The sequence below is a fragment of the Bradyrhizobium sp. Bra64 genome (genome assembly GCF_024519875.1).
In the GTDB taxonomy this organism is placed as follows: Bacteria; Pseudomonadota; Alphaproteobacteria; order Rhizobiales; family Xanthobacteraceae; genus Bradyrhizobium; species Bradyrhizobium japonicum_G.
This window is the reverse complement of the sequence record NZ_JALJRD010000006.1, coordinates 266,912-282,847: the sequence shown is the minus strand read 5'-3', so window position 1 is coordinate 282,847 and position 15,936 is coordinate 266,912. Positions and strand designations below refer to the sequence as shown.

Below are 15,936 nucleotides of genomic sequence, written 5' to 3'. Positions count from 1 at the left end.
ATGCGTAGGATGGGGCGCGCGATCAAGGCCGGTCTGCTCCAGGTCCATTCCATCGCGGGTCTCGTGCTCGCGCTGCTGCTGGCCGTGATCGCGCTGACCGGCGCGATCATGAGTTTTGAGGACGAGATCGGCGACTATCTGAACGGCGGCATCATGCAGGTCGCGCCGCGTCAGGCGCCGCCGCTGATGCCCGACGAACTGGTGGCGCGGCTTAAGGCCGGGCAGGATGCCGGCAAGGTGGCAGCCGTCACGCTGTCGAGCGATCCGTCGGCCGCGGTGCATGTTCGCTTCGGCCGCGACGTGCAGGGCGTGCGGCCGGCCTCACTGTATGTCGATCCGTATGACGCTCGCGTGCTGGGATCGCCGCGCGGTGAGGAGTTTTTCGCGACCGTCCGCCGGCTGCATCGCTGGCTCCTGATTCCCGGCGATGCCAAGGGGTGGGGGCGTCAGACCACCGGCATCGCCGCGCTCGGCCTGATCGTCATGCTCATCTCTGGTCTCGTGCTGCGCTGGCCGCGTCACGTCGGCAGCGTGAAGACGTGGTTGAAGCCGAATCTCGGGCTCAGCGGGCGCGGACTGCACCGGTCGCTGCATGCGGTGATCGGCACCTGGGGTTTGCCGATCTATCTCGTGATGACGCTTACCGGCCTGTGGTACTCGTTCGACTGGTACAAGGATGGCGTCGTCCGGCTGCTGTCGCGTCCGCAAGTCGCTGCGGCGAAGATGCAGCCGAAGCAGCCGCGCGCACCCGGCCATCCCGAGCCGGCTCAGGCGGTGGGCTTCGATCGTGCGTGGACGACGTTCCAGCGCGAAGAGGGCGACCATTTCTCCAGGGCGTTGCTGACGCTTCCCGCCGGTCCGGGCACGGCGATACGGATCCGCTCCTGGGGTAAGGACTCCACCCTCGACACCACCCGTGACGAATTCCGCGTCGATGCAGCCACCGGCCAATTCGTTTCCGCGGAGCGTTACGCCGACAAGACCCTCGGCGAGAAGACCATCGCAAATCTGCTCGACATCCACCGCGGCGCAATTCTGGGTTGGCCCGGCAAGCTGGCGTTCATGATCGCGGCAGCGCTGATGCCGCTGTTCGCGGTCACCGGCGTGCTGCTTTATCTGTCGCGCCGCAGGCTGCGGCGCCCGGCGCAGCCCCCGCTCGGGCGGCTGGTTTCGGGCGAGTGAACCGGCGCGAAGGCTAGCCAAGCGCGCGACGATCGTTCAAAACCCGTGGCCTGTCCTCGCCAAGGTCTTTGCCATGAAGCTCACCAACGTCACTCCCGCCGACATCCGCCGCGCGTTGCTGCTCCGCGAGGAGATCGCGTTGCTCGATCTCAGATACGAGGCCGCCTTTGCGACCGGTCATCCGCTGTTTGCCGCCAACATGGCTGCGGACAGGATCGCGGTCGAAGCCGAGGTGAGGCTGCCGCGCAAAGATGTGCCGATCGTGCTCTATGACGACGGCGAGAGACTGGTCGCGCCCGGCGCTGAACGGCTTGCCGCACTCGGTTATACCAACCTCAGCGCGCTCGACGGCGGGCTGAAGGCCTGGCGCGCGGCCGGCTATCAAATGTTCGAGGACGTCAATTCCTATTCCAAGGCCTTTGGCGAGCTGGTCGAGTCGCGCAGGCACACCCCCTCGTTCAGTGCCGACGAGGTGGCAAAACTGATTGCGGACAAGGCCAATATCGCCATCCTCGACGTCCGCCGCTTCGACGAATATGCGACGATGAACATTCCGGGCTCGGTCAGCGTACCCGGCGCGGAGCTGGTGTTGCGGGCAGGCCAGGCGGCGCCCGATCCCGACACCACCATCATCGTCAATTGCGCCGGCCGCACCCGCTCGATCATCGGCACCCAGTCGCTGATCAATGCCGGCGTGCCCAACAAGGTGCGGGCGCTGCGCAACGGCACCATCGGCTGGACGCTGGCGCGGCATACGCTCAACCATGGCGCCGACCGGCGCGGGGCGATCGGACCCTTCGAGGGCGGTCCGGCCAATGCGCGCGACGTCGCCTATCGCGCCGGTGTTCGCCATGTCGGCGCGGGCGAGGCGGGGGCGCTCGCGGCGCAGACGGAGCGCACGCTCTATCGCTTCGACGTGCGCGACGCGGAAGAATATGCGGCCGGCCATCTCCCCGGCTTCCGCCATTATCCTGGCGGGCAGCTGGTCCAGGAGACCGACATGGCCGCGCCTGTGCGCGGCGCGCGTATCCTGCTGAGCGACGACAAGGGCGTCCGGGCCGACATGACGGCATCCTGGCTGGCGCAGATGGGCTGGGAGGTTTACGTGCTCGAGGGCGGCTATGACGGCGCGCTCGAGGTCGGTCCGCCGCGGGTGTTGCCGAAGCCCGACCCGGCCCACCGCTACCGCCGCCCCTATGAGGGCACCGATGTCGCCGAGCGCGCGATGCAGGCCTATCTCGACTGGGAGTACGGTTTGGTCGAACAGCTCCGCCGCGACGGCACGCATGGATTCTACGTCATCTGACTACCGTCCGGTCATCTTGTTCCCATCTCCAAACCCTATTGTGCTGAGTCTGCCCTGCGGTCTATGAGCTGCGGCAAAGTCTACCCATGGAGATTCTATGCCAGCCCCAGGCCAAAGCCCTGAGCGGAACGCGAAGGCGCTGCTGCTCGAAGGCGTCAACGACAGCGCCGTGGACCTGTTCAGAAGCGCGGGCTTCGCCAATGTCGAGCGGCTGACCAAGGCACTGGACGGCGAGGATCTGCGGCGGGCGCTCAAGGGCGTGTCGCTGCTCGGCATCCGCTCGCGCACCCAGATCACCGACGACGTGCTCGCGGCGGCCGACCAGCTTCTCGCAGTCGGCTGCTTCAGCGTCGGCACCAACCAGGTCGATCTCATGGCGGCGCGCAAGCGCGGCATTCCGGTGTTCAACGCGCCGTTCTCCAACACGCGCAGCGTCGCCGAGCTCGTGATCGGCGAGATCGTGATGCTGCTGCGGCGCATCTTCCCTCGCTCGGTGTCGGCTCATGACGGCGGCTGGGACAAATCGGCGACCGGCAGCCGCGAGGTGCGCGGCCGCACGCTCGGCATCGTCGGCTACGGCAATATCGGCTCGCAGCTATCGACGCTGGCCGAGGCCATCGGTATGCGGGTGATCTACTATGATCGCACCGATAAGCTCCGCCACGGCAACACCGAGCCGGTCGAGAAACTGGAAGAGCTGCTGGCGCAGAGCGACGTGGTCAGCCTGCACGTGCCGGAGACGCCCGAGACCGCCGGCATGATCGGCGAGAAGGAGCTGCGCACGATGAAGCCCGGCTCGTTCCTGATCAACAACAGCCGCGGCACCGTGGTCGATCTCGATGCGCTCGCTGCAGCATTGCGCGACGGCCATCTCGCCGGCGCCGCCATCGACGTGTTTCCGGTCGAGCCCTCGTCGAATTCCGATCGCTTCAAGAGCCCGATGCAGGGGCTCGAGAACGTCATCCTCACGCCGCATATCGGCGGCTCGACCGAGGAGGCGCAGGAGCGCATCGGCGGCGAGGTCGCGCGCAAGCTCGTCGACTATTTCATCACCGGCTCGACCATGGGGGCGGTGAATTTCCCGGAGGTGCAGCTGCATCTGCGCCCCGCCGGCGCGCGCTTCAGCCACGTCCATCGCAACGTGCCCGGCATGCTGCGCCGTCTGAACGAGGTCTTCCTCCAGCGCGACATCAACATCGTCGCACAATATCTGGAGACCGCCGGCGACCTCGGCTACGTCGTGCTCGACGCCGACCTCGGCGGCGAGGATTCAGCCGCGCTGCTTGCGCAGATCCGCAGCCTCGAAGGCACGGTCGGCGCGCGGCTGGTGTTCGAGCACTAGCACTGCATTGACGACCGGCCGGAGGTGGCCTTGAATGAGGCCTCCTGATGGAACGAACGAAAACAACAAAGCAGGGGGAAATGATGGCGCGGATGCGTGTGAAGGTCTGTGCGTTGCTTGTGGGGACGGCGGCCGCGCTGGGCGCCGGCGCCGCGTCGGCGGCGACGCTCGCCGAGGATGCGGACACGGTCTGCAAGGGCCTCGCCGGCAGCGCGGACGCCGTGACGATTGATTCCGCGACCTTCCTGGCGCCGTCGCAGATCGCCGTCGCCGAACGCGGGCCGACGCCATCGGGGCGCATCATTCCGGCCAATCCCGGCTTCTGCAAGGTGCTCGGCCATATCGATCCCACCGACCCCAAGGCGCCGCCGATCAGGTTTCAGGTCAATCTTCCCGTCGAATGGAACGGTCGCTCGCTGCAATATGGCGGCGGCGGCTTCAACGGCGTGCTCATCACCGGCCTTGCGCTGCCGCCGGCCTATCCGTTCGACAAGCCGTCGCCGCTCGCGCGCGGCTTCGTCACCTACGGGACCGATTCCGGCCATGAGTCAAAGCCGGGTGAGCCGCCGCAGCTGTTCGCGCTCAACGACGAAGCGTTCGAGAATTTCGCCCATCGCGCCTACAAGAAGGTGCGCGATGCCGCCGTCGGGCTGATGCAGCGCGCCTACGGCAAGAGGCCGGAGAAAATGTACTTCATGGGCTCGTCCGAAGGCGGCCGCGAAGGCCTCACCATGGCGCAGCGCTACCCTGACGATTTCGACGGCATCTTCGCCCGCGTGCCTGTCATCAACTGGGTCGGCCTGCAGCATGCCGGCACGCGCTCGGGTCTCGTGACGATGGGTGACGGCTGGATCAATCCGGCGCAGGTGAAGCTCGTGGGCGATGCTGTGCGCACAGCTTGCGACAAGGCCGACGGCTCCGACGACGCGCTGGTGCAGGATCCCGTGGCGTGCAAGGCCGCGTTCAAGGTCGAGGCGCTGCGCTGCGCGCCTGGTCAGAGTGGCGACCAGTGCCTCACCGATGCGCAGATCGACGCGGTGAACACGCTGCACGCGACCTACAAATTCCCGTTCGCACTTGCCAATGGTCTCGACGACTATCCGGGCTGGGGCGTCTCGGGTGAGGACACGCCGGCCGTCGGCCCAACCGGCGGCTGGATCGCGTGGTGGCTCGGCACCGCGCCGCCCGCGCAGCCGCCCGCGCCCAAGAATGGCATCGCCTGGATCTACGGCGCCGGCGGCATCCAATACGTGTTCGCACGCGACCCCAAGCTTGACGTCACCACCTACAAGGTCGAGGACCACAAGGCGCGGCTGCTCGAGGTATCGAGCCTGATGGATTCGACCGATCCCGATCTCAGCCGTTTTCGCGCCCGTGGCGGCCGGCTGATCATGCTCGAGCACATGGCGGACTACGCGCAGAGCCCCTATGCCGGCATCCGCTATTTCGAGAGCGTCGAGCGCAAGCTGGGCAAGGCGGAGACGGCGGAGTTCGCGCGGCTCTACACCGCGCCCGGTGTCGATCACGTCGGCTCCGGCGCACCGGCCAATGTCGACATGCTGAGCGTGCTGGTCGACTGGGTCGAGAAGGGCAAGGCGCCCGGCGACCTGGAGGTTGCCGAGCAGAAGGTCGAGGCGCCGTCGTTTGCGACGTTGCGCGCGATGCCGCTATGCCGCTGGCCGGGCTGGCCGCACTACAAGTCGGGTGCGGTGACGGAGGCGTCGAGTTTCACCTGCGCGCCGTGAGACGAATCTGAGCGAACCGCCATGGTGGCGGGTGTCATCCCGCCGCCATCGCCTGCGCGCCACCGAGCAGTTGCGCATTCAGCCGTCCGCCGGAGAACAGCATGTCGTCGAGCGCCTCGTCGATCTCGGCGGAAACGACGGAGTTGCCGCCGTCACGCGCGAGGCTGGCCTGCGCCAAGCGCCGCATCAGCTCCTTGATGAAGGCACAACTCGTGCCCTCGCTACGCCGGGCGGCCTCGGCGACGACGGCCTCATCGAGCGGCAGCCCTTTGCCGTAGAGTCGGACCAGCTTGCTGCGGCCGGTCTCGTCAGGAAGAGGCACCTCGATGGCCTGATCGATACGGCCGGGGCGGCCGGCGAGCGCGCTCTCAAGCTGCTGGGGACGGTTGGTGGTCAGCACGAACAAGATGTCAGCGTCCTGCTTCAAGCCGTCCATTTCGTTGAGGAGCCGGTTGAGCAGCGGTTCCTCGCAGCCGCGAAATTTCAATCGATGGGTGAGGTCCTAATGTGCCGGTCCGCCCGCCGCCTTCACGCGCCGCGTCAGCAGGACCGCGATGGCGGCGATCACGAGCACGATTCCGATCACGGCAAAGGCGTCCGAATAGCCCATCACCAGGGCCTGGCGCTTCACGGTCTTGCCGAGCGCGATGATGGCCTGCTCGCGTGCGGCGTTGGGGTCGGGCACGCCGTGGGCCATGAAGTAGTTCGTCATCTGTGCGATGCGGGCGCGGACCTCCTCGCGGCCGAGCGTGACCGACTGGCCGATGATGTTGGAGTGGAATTGTTCGCGCTTGGTGATGATGGTCGCGAGCGTCGCCGTGCCGATCGCGCCGCCGAGGTTGCGGAACATGTTGCTGATGCCGGAGGCCGCGGCCGCGTCCTGCGGAGCGATGCCGCCCGTCAGCACCGAGGTCAGCGGCGTCAGCACCATGGCCTGCCCCACCGCGCGCACGATGTTCGGGATCCAGAGCTGGTCTCCGGCATAGTCCGGCGACATCGCGGTGTTCATGAAGCAGCTATAGGCGAAGATCAGCAAGCCGGTGATGGCGATGTAGCGCGTGTCGAAGCGCTGCATCAGCTTCGGGATCAGCGGAATCAGCACGAGCTGCGGCAGGCCGGTCCAGGCCAGCACATTGCCGATCTGCTCGGCATTGTAGCCCTGGGCCTGGCCGAGATAGGCAGGCAGGATGTAGACCGAGCCGAACAGCGCGAATCCGACCATGGTCATCGCGACGGTGCCGAAGCCGAAATTGCGTTGCGTGAGCAGGCGCAGCCGGATCAGCGGCTTCTCGATCGTGAGCTCGATCGCGACGAACAGGGTCAGGCTGACGGCTGCGATCACAGCCAGCTTGACGATGAAGGGCGAGGAGAACCAGTCGTCCTTGTTGCCCTCTTCGAGCACGGCCTGCAGCGCCGACAGTCCGATCGCCATGGTGACGATGCCGGCCCAGTCACCTTCTTTCAGCAGGCCAAGCTGCATCTTCTGCCGCTCCAGCGTCAGATAGAGCGCGGCCACCATCACCGCCGTCGGGATCACGTTGACGAAGAAGATGGTGCGCCAGCCGTAGTTCTCGGTGAGATAACCGCCGATGGTCGGGCCGATCGCGGGAGCAAAGGTGACTGACAGCGCGAAGATCGCGAGGCCGACCGGCTGTTGCGGCTTGGGCAGCTTGGTCAGCACCAGCGTGAATGCCATCGGGATCAGCACGCCGCCGGCAAAGCCCTGCAGGCCGCGCATCGCGATCATCGACGGCAAATCATGGGTGAAGGCGCAGGCGACGGAGAAGGCGGCGAACAGCGTCGCGCTCGCCAGCATGTAGCGGCGGAACGAGAACACGCGGCTCATATAATCGGTCAGCGGGATCACGATGATCTCGCCGATCAGATACGACGTCGAGATCCATGAGCCGTTCTCGGCGCCGGTGCCGATGCCGCCTTCGATGTTGAGCAGCGAGGCGTTGGTGATCTGGATGTTCAGGATCGCCATGAACGAGCCGATCATGGCGGCGAGCACGGCGATCCAGGTCGCGGCGCTCGCGCGGTTGGGGTCGCTCGCCGTGCGATCAGGCGTCGCGGCCGGTGTGGCTTGCGTCGAAATTGAGAGGCTGTTTGACATGGCACGACCCTCCAGAAACGAGCTTGGCTTTGGGCGTCTTTGCCGCATTTGCGGTCGGCGCGGCCGAACGTGTTGCAATGGTCGGTATCACCGACATGCCGGGACGGAGCGCAATTGCGGGTCCACGCCCGGCATCGAGCGCGATCCTGACCGGGATGCGCTGCACGACCTTGGTGAAATTGCCGGTCGCGTTGTCCGGCGGCAGCAGCGCGAATTCCTGGCCGCTGGCCGGCGCGATCGAATCGACGTGGCCGTGCATGACCTGGCCCGGGAACGTGTCGACTTCGATATCGACGCTCTGGCCCGGCTGCACATGCGTGAGCTGCGTCTCCTTGAAATTGGCGACGACGTAGGCGCCTTCGGCCGGCACGATCGCCATCAACTGCGTGCCCGCCTGCACGAACTGGCCGACGCGCAAGGAGCGGTTGCCGACCACGCCGTCGATCGGGGAGACGATCGTGGTGTAGCCGAGATTGAGCTCGGCCTGACGCTGGAGCGCGGCTGCGCGGGCGGCCGCGGCCCTGGCCTGCAGGATCTCGGCTTTCAGGAGGTCGACCTGCTTGAGTGCGGAGGTGAGATTGGCGATATCGCGCTGGATCGCCGCGTCGGCGCCGGCATCGCGCGCCTGCGCCTGCTGCGCGTTCTGCACGCTGCCAAAGCCCGTTGCGGCAAGATCGGTGTAGCGCTTGTTCTCCTGCCTGGCGAAAAGCTTCGCGGCATTGTCGACATCGATGGTCGCTCTCGCCGCTGCGATCACGGCTTCCTGAACGTCGAGCTGCGCTTCCTTGCTCGTCACCGTCGCGTTCGCGGCGGCGACGTCGGCCTTGGCCTGGTCGAGTGCGACCCGGAAGTCGCGGTCGTCGATTCTGGCCAGCACCTGGCCGGCTTTCACATGCTCGTTATCGCCGACCAGGACACGGTCGAGATAGCCGCTGACCTTCGGCGCGATGGTGGTGTTGTCGGCCTTCACATAGGCGTCATCGGTGGAGACGAGGCACTGACCGACGGTCCAGTAGTCGTAGCCGTACCAGCTCGCGCCGGTCACCGCGACGATCGCCGCACCCATCAGCAACAGTTTGCGAATGTTGGGCGTTTGCCGGCGGACGACACTCGGCGCGGCGGGCAGGACGCCTTCCGGCGCGGTCGCGGGAATGGCGGTTTGGGCGGCAGCAGAGGGGGTGGTGTGGACGGTCATGGCCGGCTCCCCGGAATTAGGAAACTTGATAATTTCCAAAATGAGACTAGCTTCGGAATTGTCAATGGAATGACAGGCATCATTTAAAGACATGGCTCAGGCAAAATCGGAAAGCGCAAGATCTTCGGGCGAAAGCCGCCCGCGCGGACGGCCGCCGGTGCGCTGCGACGAGGAGACGAAGCGGATCGTCCTCGAGGCCGCGCGGCACGCGTTCGCCGTTGAAGGCTATGCGGCGACCAGCACCGAGGAACTGGCGCGCCACGCCGGCATCTCGACCAGGACGCTGTATCGTCTGTTTCCCAGCAAGGCCGCGCTGTTCGAGGCGATGTGCGCCGACCGGCTCGAGCGGCTGCTCTCCGCCGTCGATCTGCAGGCCAGCGACGAGGTCGATATCGAAACCGGCTTGCGCGCCGCGTTGCTCGCCTGCGCCGATCTCGCGCTCGATCCGGAGGTCGTGGCGTTGCAGCGCATGGTGCTGCAGGAATCCGCCGCATTCCCCGAGCTTGCCCTGAATTTCTACAAAAACGGCATTTCCCGCACCGTCAGGGCGCTGGCCGGCTGGCTGCGCGTCCAGGTCAAGCGCAAGCGTATCGCCATCGACGATGCGGAGGAGGTGGCCGGCATGCTGATCGGCATGGTCGCATCGGCGCCGCAGCGCGCTGCGATTTACGGCAGCATGCCTCTGCCGTCGCGCCAGCAGATCGAGCGGCGCGTGCGACGCTGCGCGGCGCTGTTCCTGGATGGCTGTCGCGCCGCGCGGGGCCTAGCAATGCGCTTTTGACAATCCGATCCGCCTGGGCTATGTATTTCGCATGCGAAATAATGAGGCCGGCGCGAAGCATCATCGGCTGATCTACCTGTTGAGCGTTGCGCAGCGGCGCTTGCAGCGCTGGATGGCGGCGCAGCCCGAGACTGATGTGACACCCGCGCAGGCGGGGCTGTTGTTCATCCTCGGCAAGCAGGACGGCGTCCTGATGGGCGAGGCGGGCGCGGCGCTCGATCTGGGGCCGGCCGGGATTTCCGGCCTCGTCGATCGCACGGCGGCCGCCAGACTGGTCGAGCGGCGCGCGGACCACGAGGACGGACGCGCCTGGCGCATCTGGCTGACGCCGAAAGGCCGCACGGCTCTGGCGCAGGCGAAAGCCGGCGCTGCCGAAGTCAATGCGGCGTTGACGGAAGGATTTACCAGCGCGGAGATCGACATCGTCGCGCGCTGGCTGACGAGCATCCAGGATAAATTCCCAAGAGGAGCAAACGAATGACTGACCAGGTCCGGATCGAGAACAACGGTGGAATCCTCACGCTCACGCTGGCGCGTCCCGACAAGAAGAACGCGCTGACCGATGCGATGTACGGCAAGCTCGCCGACACCATCGAGTCCGCCGAGTCCGCCGAGTCCGACCCGGCGACCCGCGTGATCCTGATCCGCGGCGAGGGCGACATGTTCACCGCCGGCAACGACGTCGGAGAATTCGCCGCCGTCGCCGCGGGCAAGTCCGAAGGTAGCCGCAACGTCGTGCGCTTCATCCAGTCGCTGGCGCGCTGCACCCGGCCGATGGTCGCCGCCGTGCAAGGCCGCGCCGTCGGCGTCGGCACCACGATGCTCCTGCATTGCGATCTCGTCGTGCTCGCCGACAATGCGCAATTGTCGACGCCCTTCGTCAGCCTGGCGCTGGTGCCGGAGGCCGCTTCCAGCCTGCTGATGCCGGCGCGCATCGGCTACGCGCGCGCCTACGAGATGTTCGCGCTCGGCGAGACGGTGCCGGCCAGATCCGCGCTGGAATGGGGGCTCGCCAACCGCGTGGTGCCGCTGGGCCAGCTCGACGCCGAGGCGCTCGCGCTGGCGCAGCGCCTAGCCCGTCAGCCGGCCGGCGCGCTCATCGCCACAAAGAAGCTGATGCGCAACGGCGAGGCGCTCGTCGCGCAGATGAACGCCGAGGGCGAGCAGTTCGGACAGCGTCTGCGCACCGCCGAGGCGCGCGAGGCCTTCACCGCTTTCGCCGAGCGGCGCCCGCCGGATTTCACCAAACTCGCGTGACATCGGGCGCTGCGTGGAGGGTCTGTCAGGGCTGAAATTCACGGCAATTCGATTAAAAGCTTAACGAAACATTGGCATGTCCCGGGGCAAGGTGGCGCTCGAAAAAGTAGGCCCCCGGCTCATGACAATGTTTAAGAAATCGGTAAGTTCGCTCCTCCTGACCTTGATGGCCCTGCTCGCCGCCGGTGCGCTGATCTCTACGGCGCTCCAGATGGTCGGGGCGTTCGGCCGCTACAGCGACAGTCTCGAAACCGCGCGGCTCGCCGCCGCCGACAAGGCGATCTTCCACGGCGTTCTGTCGCTGCGAAACAATCGCGGCGATGCCCAGAGCGCAATCCTCGGCGACGACGATCCGCGCACCAAACTCGAAGCAGCGGAGAAGGCCGAGCAGGGCGGCTATGACGCCATTGGCGCTGCGCTCGCAACGATCGAGTTCGCCCGCCGTGACGAGCTCGCCGGCACGCTGAAGCAGCGTTGGGGCGAAGCCGCTCCGCAATTCCAGCTGTTCTACGACGAAGCCAAGCGTCCGCGCGCCGAACGCAAGATCGAGCGGACCAACTCCTGGTACGATGCCGTCACCAAGGTGATCGACACGGCCAACCTCGCCTCCACCGCGGTGTCGAACCGTGCCTGGATGAACGACCCCTTCATCGCCCGCATGATCCAGGTCCGGCGCTTTGCCTGGCAGGTGCGCGACCGTTATGGAATCCATTGTTCGTCCCTTCGCTCGAACGTCAACAGCAGCAAGCCGCTCGACGACAACCAGAAACGGTCGCTGGCGCAATGGGACGGCACCATCGCCTCCGGCTGGGCGGGCATGGCCGAATTGCTGGCTGCGCCCGACGTGGCGGCGGAGCTCGTCACCGCAGCGACGGACGCCAAGGCCAAGACCGATGGTGTCATGAAGCAGATCGGCGAGATCACCAAGAATTTCGACGGCAGCGGCAAGCCCGCGCTTCCCGCCTCGGAGTGGAACACGCTGTGCCAGTCGCCATTCCCGCTCATCGTCGGGGTCGCGAACAAAGCGCTGGATCAGTCGATCGCGCGCGCCGAGACCGTTCAGGCCAAGGCGCTCTCCAATCTCGTCGTGCAGTCGCTCGCGTTCCTGCTCGCATTGGCCGTTACCCTGGCCGGCGTGTTCGTGGTGCGCAATCGCCTCATGCGCCCGGTGCGCGCCATCCTCGACGCCATCGCCAAGATCAGCGCCCGCGACTACGCAACGCCCGTTCCGCAATCCAGATATCCCGACGAGTTCGGCACCATGGCGGCCGCGCTCGAAAGCCTGCGCGAGAGTGCGGCGACCGCGGAACGGCTGGGCCAGGAACGCGAATCGCAGCAGGCGCTCCAGCTCGCCCGCTCCGGCACAGTCGATGCAGCGTGTCGCAGCTTCGACGACACCGTGCAGGCCGTCATCCAGAGCGTCGCTGCGTCGGCCAGGGAACTCGATGCGACCGCGACCGACGTGCGCTCGCTGGTCTCGGAATCGAGCAGCCAGACCGCGGCGGTCTCCTCCTCCGCCGAGCAGGCCACGAACAATCTCGAGACCATCGCGGCCGCGACCGAGGAACTCTCCGCATCCGTCGGCGAGATTTCCGCCCAGGTGCAGGCCAGCGCGCGTGAGGCGCGCGAGGCCGTGGCGCAGGCCGAGCAGACCAACGCGACGGTCGAGATCCTCGACCAGACGGCAAGCCGCATCGGTGAGGTCGTGAAGATGATCAACGCCATCGCCGGTCAGACCAATCTCCTGGCGCTGAACGCGACCATCGAAGCCGCGCGGGCCGGCGAAGCGGGCCGCGGCTTTGCCGTGGTTGCCGGCGAGGTCAAGAACCTCGCCGCCCAGACCGCAACGGCCACGGAAGAGATCTCGCGCCAGGTCGAGGAGATTCAGGGCGCCACGGGCCAGGCCGTCGCTGCCATCCGGTCGATCGGCGGCGCCATCGGCGGGATCGACGAGAAGATGACGGCGATTGCGGCCGCCGTCGAGGAGCAGCGCGCGGCCACCACCGAGATCTCGCGCAACTTCCAGCAGGCCGCGCAGGGAACCCGCGAGGTCACCGACACCATCGGCAGCGTCGCCAGGCTCAACGAGGAGACCGGCAACGCCGGCACGGTGCTGTTCGAGTCCGTGAAGAAGATGTCGGCCGATTCCGATCGTCTCCGCGTCGCGGTCGAAGGCTTCCTCGGCGCCGTGAAGACGGCATAATTTCGATATCTCTGCATCCCAACGACGTGCGGATCGGCATTGCCGCCGATCGGCGCGCCGGGTACATCTGTCGTGCTGCACGAGCGCAGCAACTGACGTAATAGCCGATCAGGGATGGAGAGTTCGATGCCGGTTACGCCACACCACAAGGCCCAGCGCCCCTATCGCGGCGTGTTCCCGGTCGCGCCCACCATCTTCGACGAGCGCGGCGAGCTCGACCTCGAGGGCCAGCGCCGCTGCATCGATTTCATGATCGATGCCGGCTCAAACGGTCTCTGCATCCTCGCCAATTTCTCCGAGCAGTTCGTGCTCACCGATGCCGAGCGCGAGACCGTGATGCATGCGGTGCTGGAGCATGTCGCAGGCCGGGTTCCCGTGATCGTCACCACCACCCATTTCAGCTCGGCCGTCTGCGCCGCGCGCAGCCAGCAGGCCGAGGCCGCCGGTGCCGCGATGGTGATGGTCATGCCGCCTTATCACGGCGCGACCTTCCGCGTGCCGGAGAAAGGCGTGGTCGAATTCTTCAAGGTGCTCTCGGGCGCGATCAACATTCCGATCATGATCCAGGACGCGCCGGTGGCGGGCACGCCGCTCTCGGTCGAGCTGCTCGCCTGGCTCGCGCGCGACTTCTCCAACATCCGCTATTTCAAGATCGAGGTGCCGGGCGCGGCCGCAAAGCTGCGCAGCCTGATCGAGGCTGGCGGCAAGGACATCGAGGGTCCCTGGGACGGCGAGGAGGCGATCACGCTCATGGCCGATCTCGATGCCGGCGCCACCGGCGCCATGACCGGCGGCGGCTATCCCGACGGCATCCGGCAGATCATCGATCCCTATTTCGCGGGCAGGCGCGAAGAGGCGAAAGCCGCCTATGAGCGCTGGCTGCCGCTGATCAACTACGAAAACCGCCAATGCGGCCTGATCGCCTGCAAGGCGATGATGCAGGCGGGCGGCGTGATCAAGTCGGATGCGGTGCGCCATCCGCTCCAGCCGCTGCACCCGGCGACGCGGGCAGGGTTGCTGGAACTCGCGAAGGAGCGCGATGCGCTGGCGCTGCGGTGGGGGAAGTAGTGTTGCACCCATTCGGTTGTCGCTAGGTCTCTCGGCAACACCGCCTTTGCGCGGGCGAAGCCGAGTGTGAGGTGCGCGCTTGGCCTGTTCCCACCGGCTTCCATGTGATTGAAAGCGTCGAATCAGCGCGGTTCGGGCTGTTTCCCGCAGGCCGACGATGACGTATTATACGCCCGCCAACCAGGTCCGCGGAGCTTCTCAAGACGCCGCCTAGCGGCTCTCCAATATGCCGCTATTCCGGGCCAGGTTGGAGCAAGCCGACGAAACAGGGAGGCAGTGCCATGACGATGAGGCCGGATCCCACCTTTCACGCATCGCCCAAGCTGGCGATGGAAGCGCCTGCGGAGAACTTTGCCTACACGTTGCTGCTCAGTCCGGACTTCTCAAAACCCGATGCTCTCGCGGTCATCGACGTCAAGCCGGGATCGCAGACCTACAGCCAAATCGTCCACACGGTGACGATGCCCAACAAGGGCGATGAGTTTCATCACTTTGGCTGGAATGCCTGCTCGTCCGCCTTGTCGCCGCTCGCCGGACATGCCTTCATCGAGCGACGCTATCTCATCATCCCCGGGATACGCTCGTCCCGGATCTACATCATCGATACCAAGCCCGATCCGACCAAAGCCAAAATCCACAAGATCATCGAGCCCGAAGAAGTCTTCAAAAAGACCGGCTATTCGCGGCCGCATACCATCCATTGCGGGCCGGACGGCATCTATGTGAGCACGCTGGGCGGCGGCGGCAAGGACGGCACCAACGGGCCTCCAGGCGTCTTCATCATGGATTGCGAGACGTTCGAGATCCTTGGACGATGGGAGATCGACCGCGGTCCACAGACGCTGCACTATGATTTCTGGTGGAACCTGCCGCGCGACTACATGGTGACGAGCGAATGGGCGTTGCCGCCGCAGTTTGAGAACGGGATCGTCCCGGAAGACCTGCTGGCGAACAAGTATGGCCATCGTCTCCACTTCTGGGATCTCCGCGCCCGTCGCAACGTGCAGACCATCGACCTTGGCGCCAATCATCAGATGGCGCTGGAAGTACGGCCGGCGCACGATCCGGTTCGCGAATACGGCTTCGTAGGCGTTGTGGTCGACACCACGAATCTCGAAGCATCGATCTGGACCTGGTGGCGCGAAGGCGGAAGTTTCCATGCGGAGAAGACAGCGACGATCCCGCCCGAGCCCGCGCCAAAGGAGAAGCTCCCGCCGCTGCTCCAGGGCTTTGGTGCCGTGCCACCGCTGGTGACCGATATCGACCTGTCGATGGATGACCGGTTTCTCTATGTCTCGTGCTGGGGCACGGGTGAAATGCGCCAGTACGACGTGAGTGATCCGCGAAAGCCGAAGCTTGCGGGCTCGGTTCACATCGGCGGCATCGCGCGCCGCACCCCCCATCCGAACGGCAAGGCATTTGCGGCCGGTCCGCAGATGGTGGAGATTAGCCGCGACGGCAGGCGCGTGTACTGGACCAATTCGCTCTATTCCACCTGGGATGACCAGTTCTATCCCGACGGCGTTCCGGGTGTGGAGGTCATGGCCAATGTCGGTCGCAATGGCGGCCTCGAGCTCGACAAGAACTACTTCGTGAGCTTCCCCGACGGATATCGTGCGCACCAGATCAGGCTGGAAGGCGGCGATTGTTCGACGGACTCCTTTTGCTACCCGTCGGCCTAGATTGGGCACACGCGAGCCTCGGCTGGCTGTGGCTCGCCCTCGTTGCGAGCGGCCTCTAT

Annotated in this window: 13 protein-coding genes; 10 read left to right on the top strand and 3 right to left on the bottom strand. The window is 66.0% G+C overall.

Features of this window, described 5'->3' with window-relative positions:
* The 4 genes from NR187_RS20230 (at position 1) to NR187_RS20215 (ending at position 5,575) form a co-directional block, all read left to right on the top strand.
* The gene (locus tag NR187_RS20230; RefSeq protein WP_211381075.1) at positions 1-1,182 is read left to right on the top strand and encodes a PepSY domain-containing protein; all 1,182 of its coding nucleotides are present in this window, start codon (positions 1-3) and stop codon (positions 1,180-1,182) included.
* 73 nt (positions 1,183-1,255) lie between these two features.
* Positions 1,256-2,488: a rhodanese-like domain-containing protein gene (locus NR187_RS20225; RefSeq protein WP_256807354.1), complete on the top strand. Its 1,233-nt coding sequence runs from the start codon at positions 1,256-1,258 to the stop codon at positions 2,486-2,488.
* Positions 2,489-2,585: 97 nt separating this feature from the next.
* Positions 2,586-3,830, top strand: coding sequence for a phosphoglycerate dehydrogenase (gene serA, locus NR187_RS20220; RefSeq protein WP_211381077.1), 1,245 nt, complete (start codon positions 2,586-2,588; stop codon positions 3,828-3,830).
* A gap of 83 nt (positions 3,831-3,913) precedes the next feature.
* Entirely contained in the window at positions 3,914-5,575 is a 1,662-nt protein-coding gene (locus NR187_RS20215; protein ID WP_256807353.1) for a tannase/feruloyl esterase family alpha/beta hydrolase, read from the top strand.
* A gap of 34 nt (positions 5,576-5,609) precedes the next feature.
* Here NR187_RS20215 and NR187_RS20210 read toward each other — a convergent pair whose 3' ends face one another.
* The 3 genes from NR187_RS20210 to NR187_RS20200 are packed head-to-tail and all read right to left on the bottom strand — an operon-like array spanning position 5,610 to position 8,886.
* Positions 5,610-6,062 (bottom strand): AAA family ATPase, encoded by a 453-nt coding sequence (locus NR187_RS20210; protein ID WP_372703205.1) that lies wholly within the window; start codon positions 6,060-6,062, stop codon positions 5,610-5,612.
* A gap of 15 nt (positions 6,063-6,077) precedes the next feature.
* Positions 6,078-7,691, bottom strand: coding sequence for an MDR family MFS transporter (locus NR187_RS20205; RefSeq protein ID WP_256807352.1), 1,614 nt, complete (start codon positions 7,689-7,691; stop codon positions 6,078-6,080).
* Positions 7,639-8,886: an HlyD family secretion protein gene (locus NR187_RS20200; protein ID WP_256807351.1), complete on the bottom strand. Its 1,248-nt coding sequence runs from the start codon at positions 8,884-8,886 to the stop codon at positions 7,639-7,641. Before NR187_RS20200 ends, NR187_RS20205 begins: the two co-directional genes overlap by 53 nt.
* Positions 8,887-8,977: 91 nt before the next feature.
* Between NR187_RS20200 and NR187_RS20195 the strand changes: the two genes are divergently transcribed.
* The 6 genes from NR187_RS20195 to NR187_RS20170 all read left to right on the top strand — a co-directional run bounded on the left by NR187_RS20195 (position 8,978) and on the right by NR187_RS20170 (position 15,877).
* Positions 8,978-9,667 carry a TetR/AcrR family transcriptional regulator gene (locus tag NR187_RS20195; RefSeq protein WP_211381081.1) on the top strand — a complete coding sequence of 230 codons (690 nt, stop codon included), beginning with the start codon at positions 8,978-8,980 and terminating at the stop codon, positions 9,665-9,667.
* Between the two features lie 31 nt (positions 9,668-9,698).
* Positions 9,699-10,148 carry a MarR family winged helix-turn-helix transcriptional regulator gene (locus NR187_RS20190; RefSeq protein ID WP_211381082.1) on the top strand — a complete coding sequence of 150 codons (450 nt, stop codon included), beginning with the start codon at positions 9,699-9,701 and terminating at the stop codon, positions 10,146-10,148.
* On the top strand, positions 10,145-10,924 hold the full coding sequence (locus NR187_RS20185) for an enoyl-CoA hydratase (protein WP_256807350.1): 780 nt from the start codon (positions 10,145-10,147) through the stop codon (positions 10,922-10,924). Before NR187_RS20190 ends, NR187_RS20185 begins: the two co-directional genes overlap by 4 nt.
* A 121-nt stretch (positions 10,925-11,045) precedes the next feature.
* Positions 11,046-13,127: a methyl-accepting chemotaxis protein gene (locus tag NR187_RS20180; RefSeq protein ID WP_256807349.1), complete on the top strand. Its 2,082-nt coding sequence runs from the start codon at positions 11,046-11,048 to the stop codon at positions 13,125-13,127.
* Between the two features lie 126 nt (positions 13,128-13,253).
* Positions 13,254-14,195 carry a dihydrodipicolinate synthase family protein gene (locus NR187_RS20175; protein ID WP_256807348.1) on the top strand — a complete coding sequence of 314 codons (942 nt, stop codon included), beginning with the start codon at positions 13,254-13,256 and terminating at the stop codon, positions 14,193-14,195.
* Positions 14,196-14,476: 281 nt separating this feature from the next.
* Positions 14,477-15,877, top strand: coding sequence for a selenium-binding family protein (locus tag NR187_RS20170; protein WP_211381086.1), 1,401 nt, complete (start codon positions 14,477-14,479; stop codon positions 15,875-15,877).
* The last annotated feature ends 59 nt before the right edge of the window (positions 15,878-15,936 follow it).

Excerpts from the sequence above, each read along its gene's own strand:
- NR187_RS20175 (WP_256807348.1), top strand. The coding sequence starts at position 13,254 with ATGCCGGTTACGCCACACCACAAGGCCCAGCGCCCCTATCGCGGCGTG.
- NR187_RS20230 (WP_211381075.1), top strand. The coding sequence starts at position 1 with ATGCGTAGGATGGGGCGCGCGATCAAGGCCGGTCTGCTCCAGGTCCAT.
- NR187_RS20205 (WP_256807352.1), bottom strand. The coding sequence starts at position 7,691 with ATGTCAAACAGCCTCTCAATTTCGACGCAAGCCACACCGGCCGCGACG.
- serA (WP_211381077.1), top strand. The coding sequence starts at position 2,586 with ATGCCAGCCCCAGGCCAAAGCCCTGAGCGGAACGCGAAGGCGCTGCTG.
- NR187_RS20215 (WP_256807353.1), top strand. The coding sequence starts at position 3,914 with ATGGCGCGGATGCGTGTGAAGGTCTGTGCGTTGCTTGTGGGGACGGCG.
- NR187_RS20200 (WP_256807351.1), bottom strand. The coding sequence starts at position 8,886 with ATGACCGTCCACACCACCCCCTCTGCTGCCGCCCAAACCGCCATTCCC.
- NR187_RS20225 (WP_256807354.1), top strand. The coding sequence starts at position 1,256 with ATGAAGCTCACCAACGTCACTCCCGCCGACATCCGCCGCGCGTTGCTG.
- NR187_RS20180 (WP_256807349.1), top strand. The coding sequence starts at position 11,046 with ATGACAATGTTTAAGAAATCGGTAAGTTCGCTCCTCCTGACCTTGATG.
- NR187_RS20170 (WP_211381086.1), top strand. The coding sequence starts at position 14,477 with ATGACGATGAGGCCGGATCCCACCTTTCACGCATCGCCCAAGCTGGCG.
- NR187_RS20190 (WP_211381082.1), top strand. The coding sequence starts at position 9,699 with ATGCGAAATAATGAGGCCGGCGCGAAGCATCATCGGCTGATCTACCTG.
- NR187_RS20195 (WP_211381081.1), top strand. The coding sequence starts at position 8,978 with ATGGCTCAGGCAAAATCGGAAAGCGCAAGATCTTCGGGCGAAAGCCGC.
- NR187_RS20185 (WP_256807350.1), top strand. The coding sequence starts at position 10,145 with ATGACTGACCAGGTCCGGATCGAGAACAACGGTGGAATCCTCACGCTC.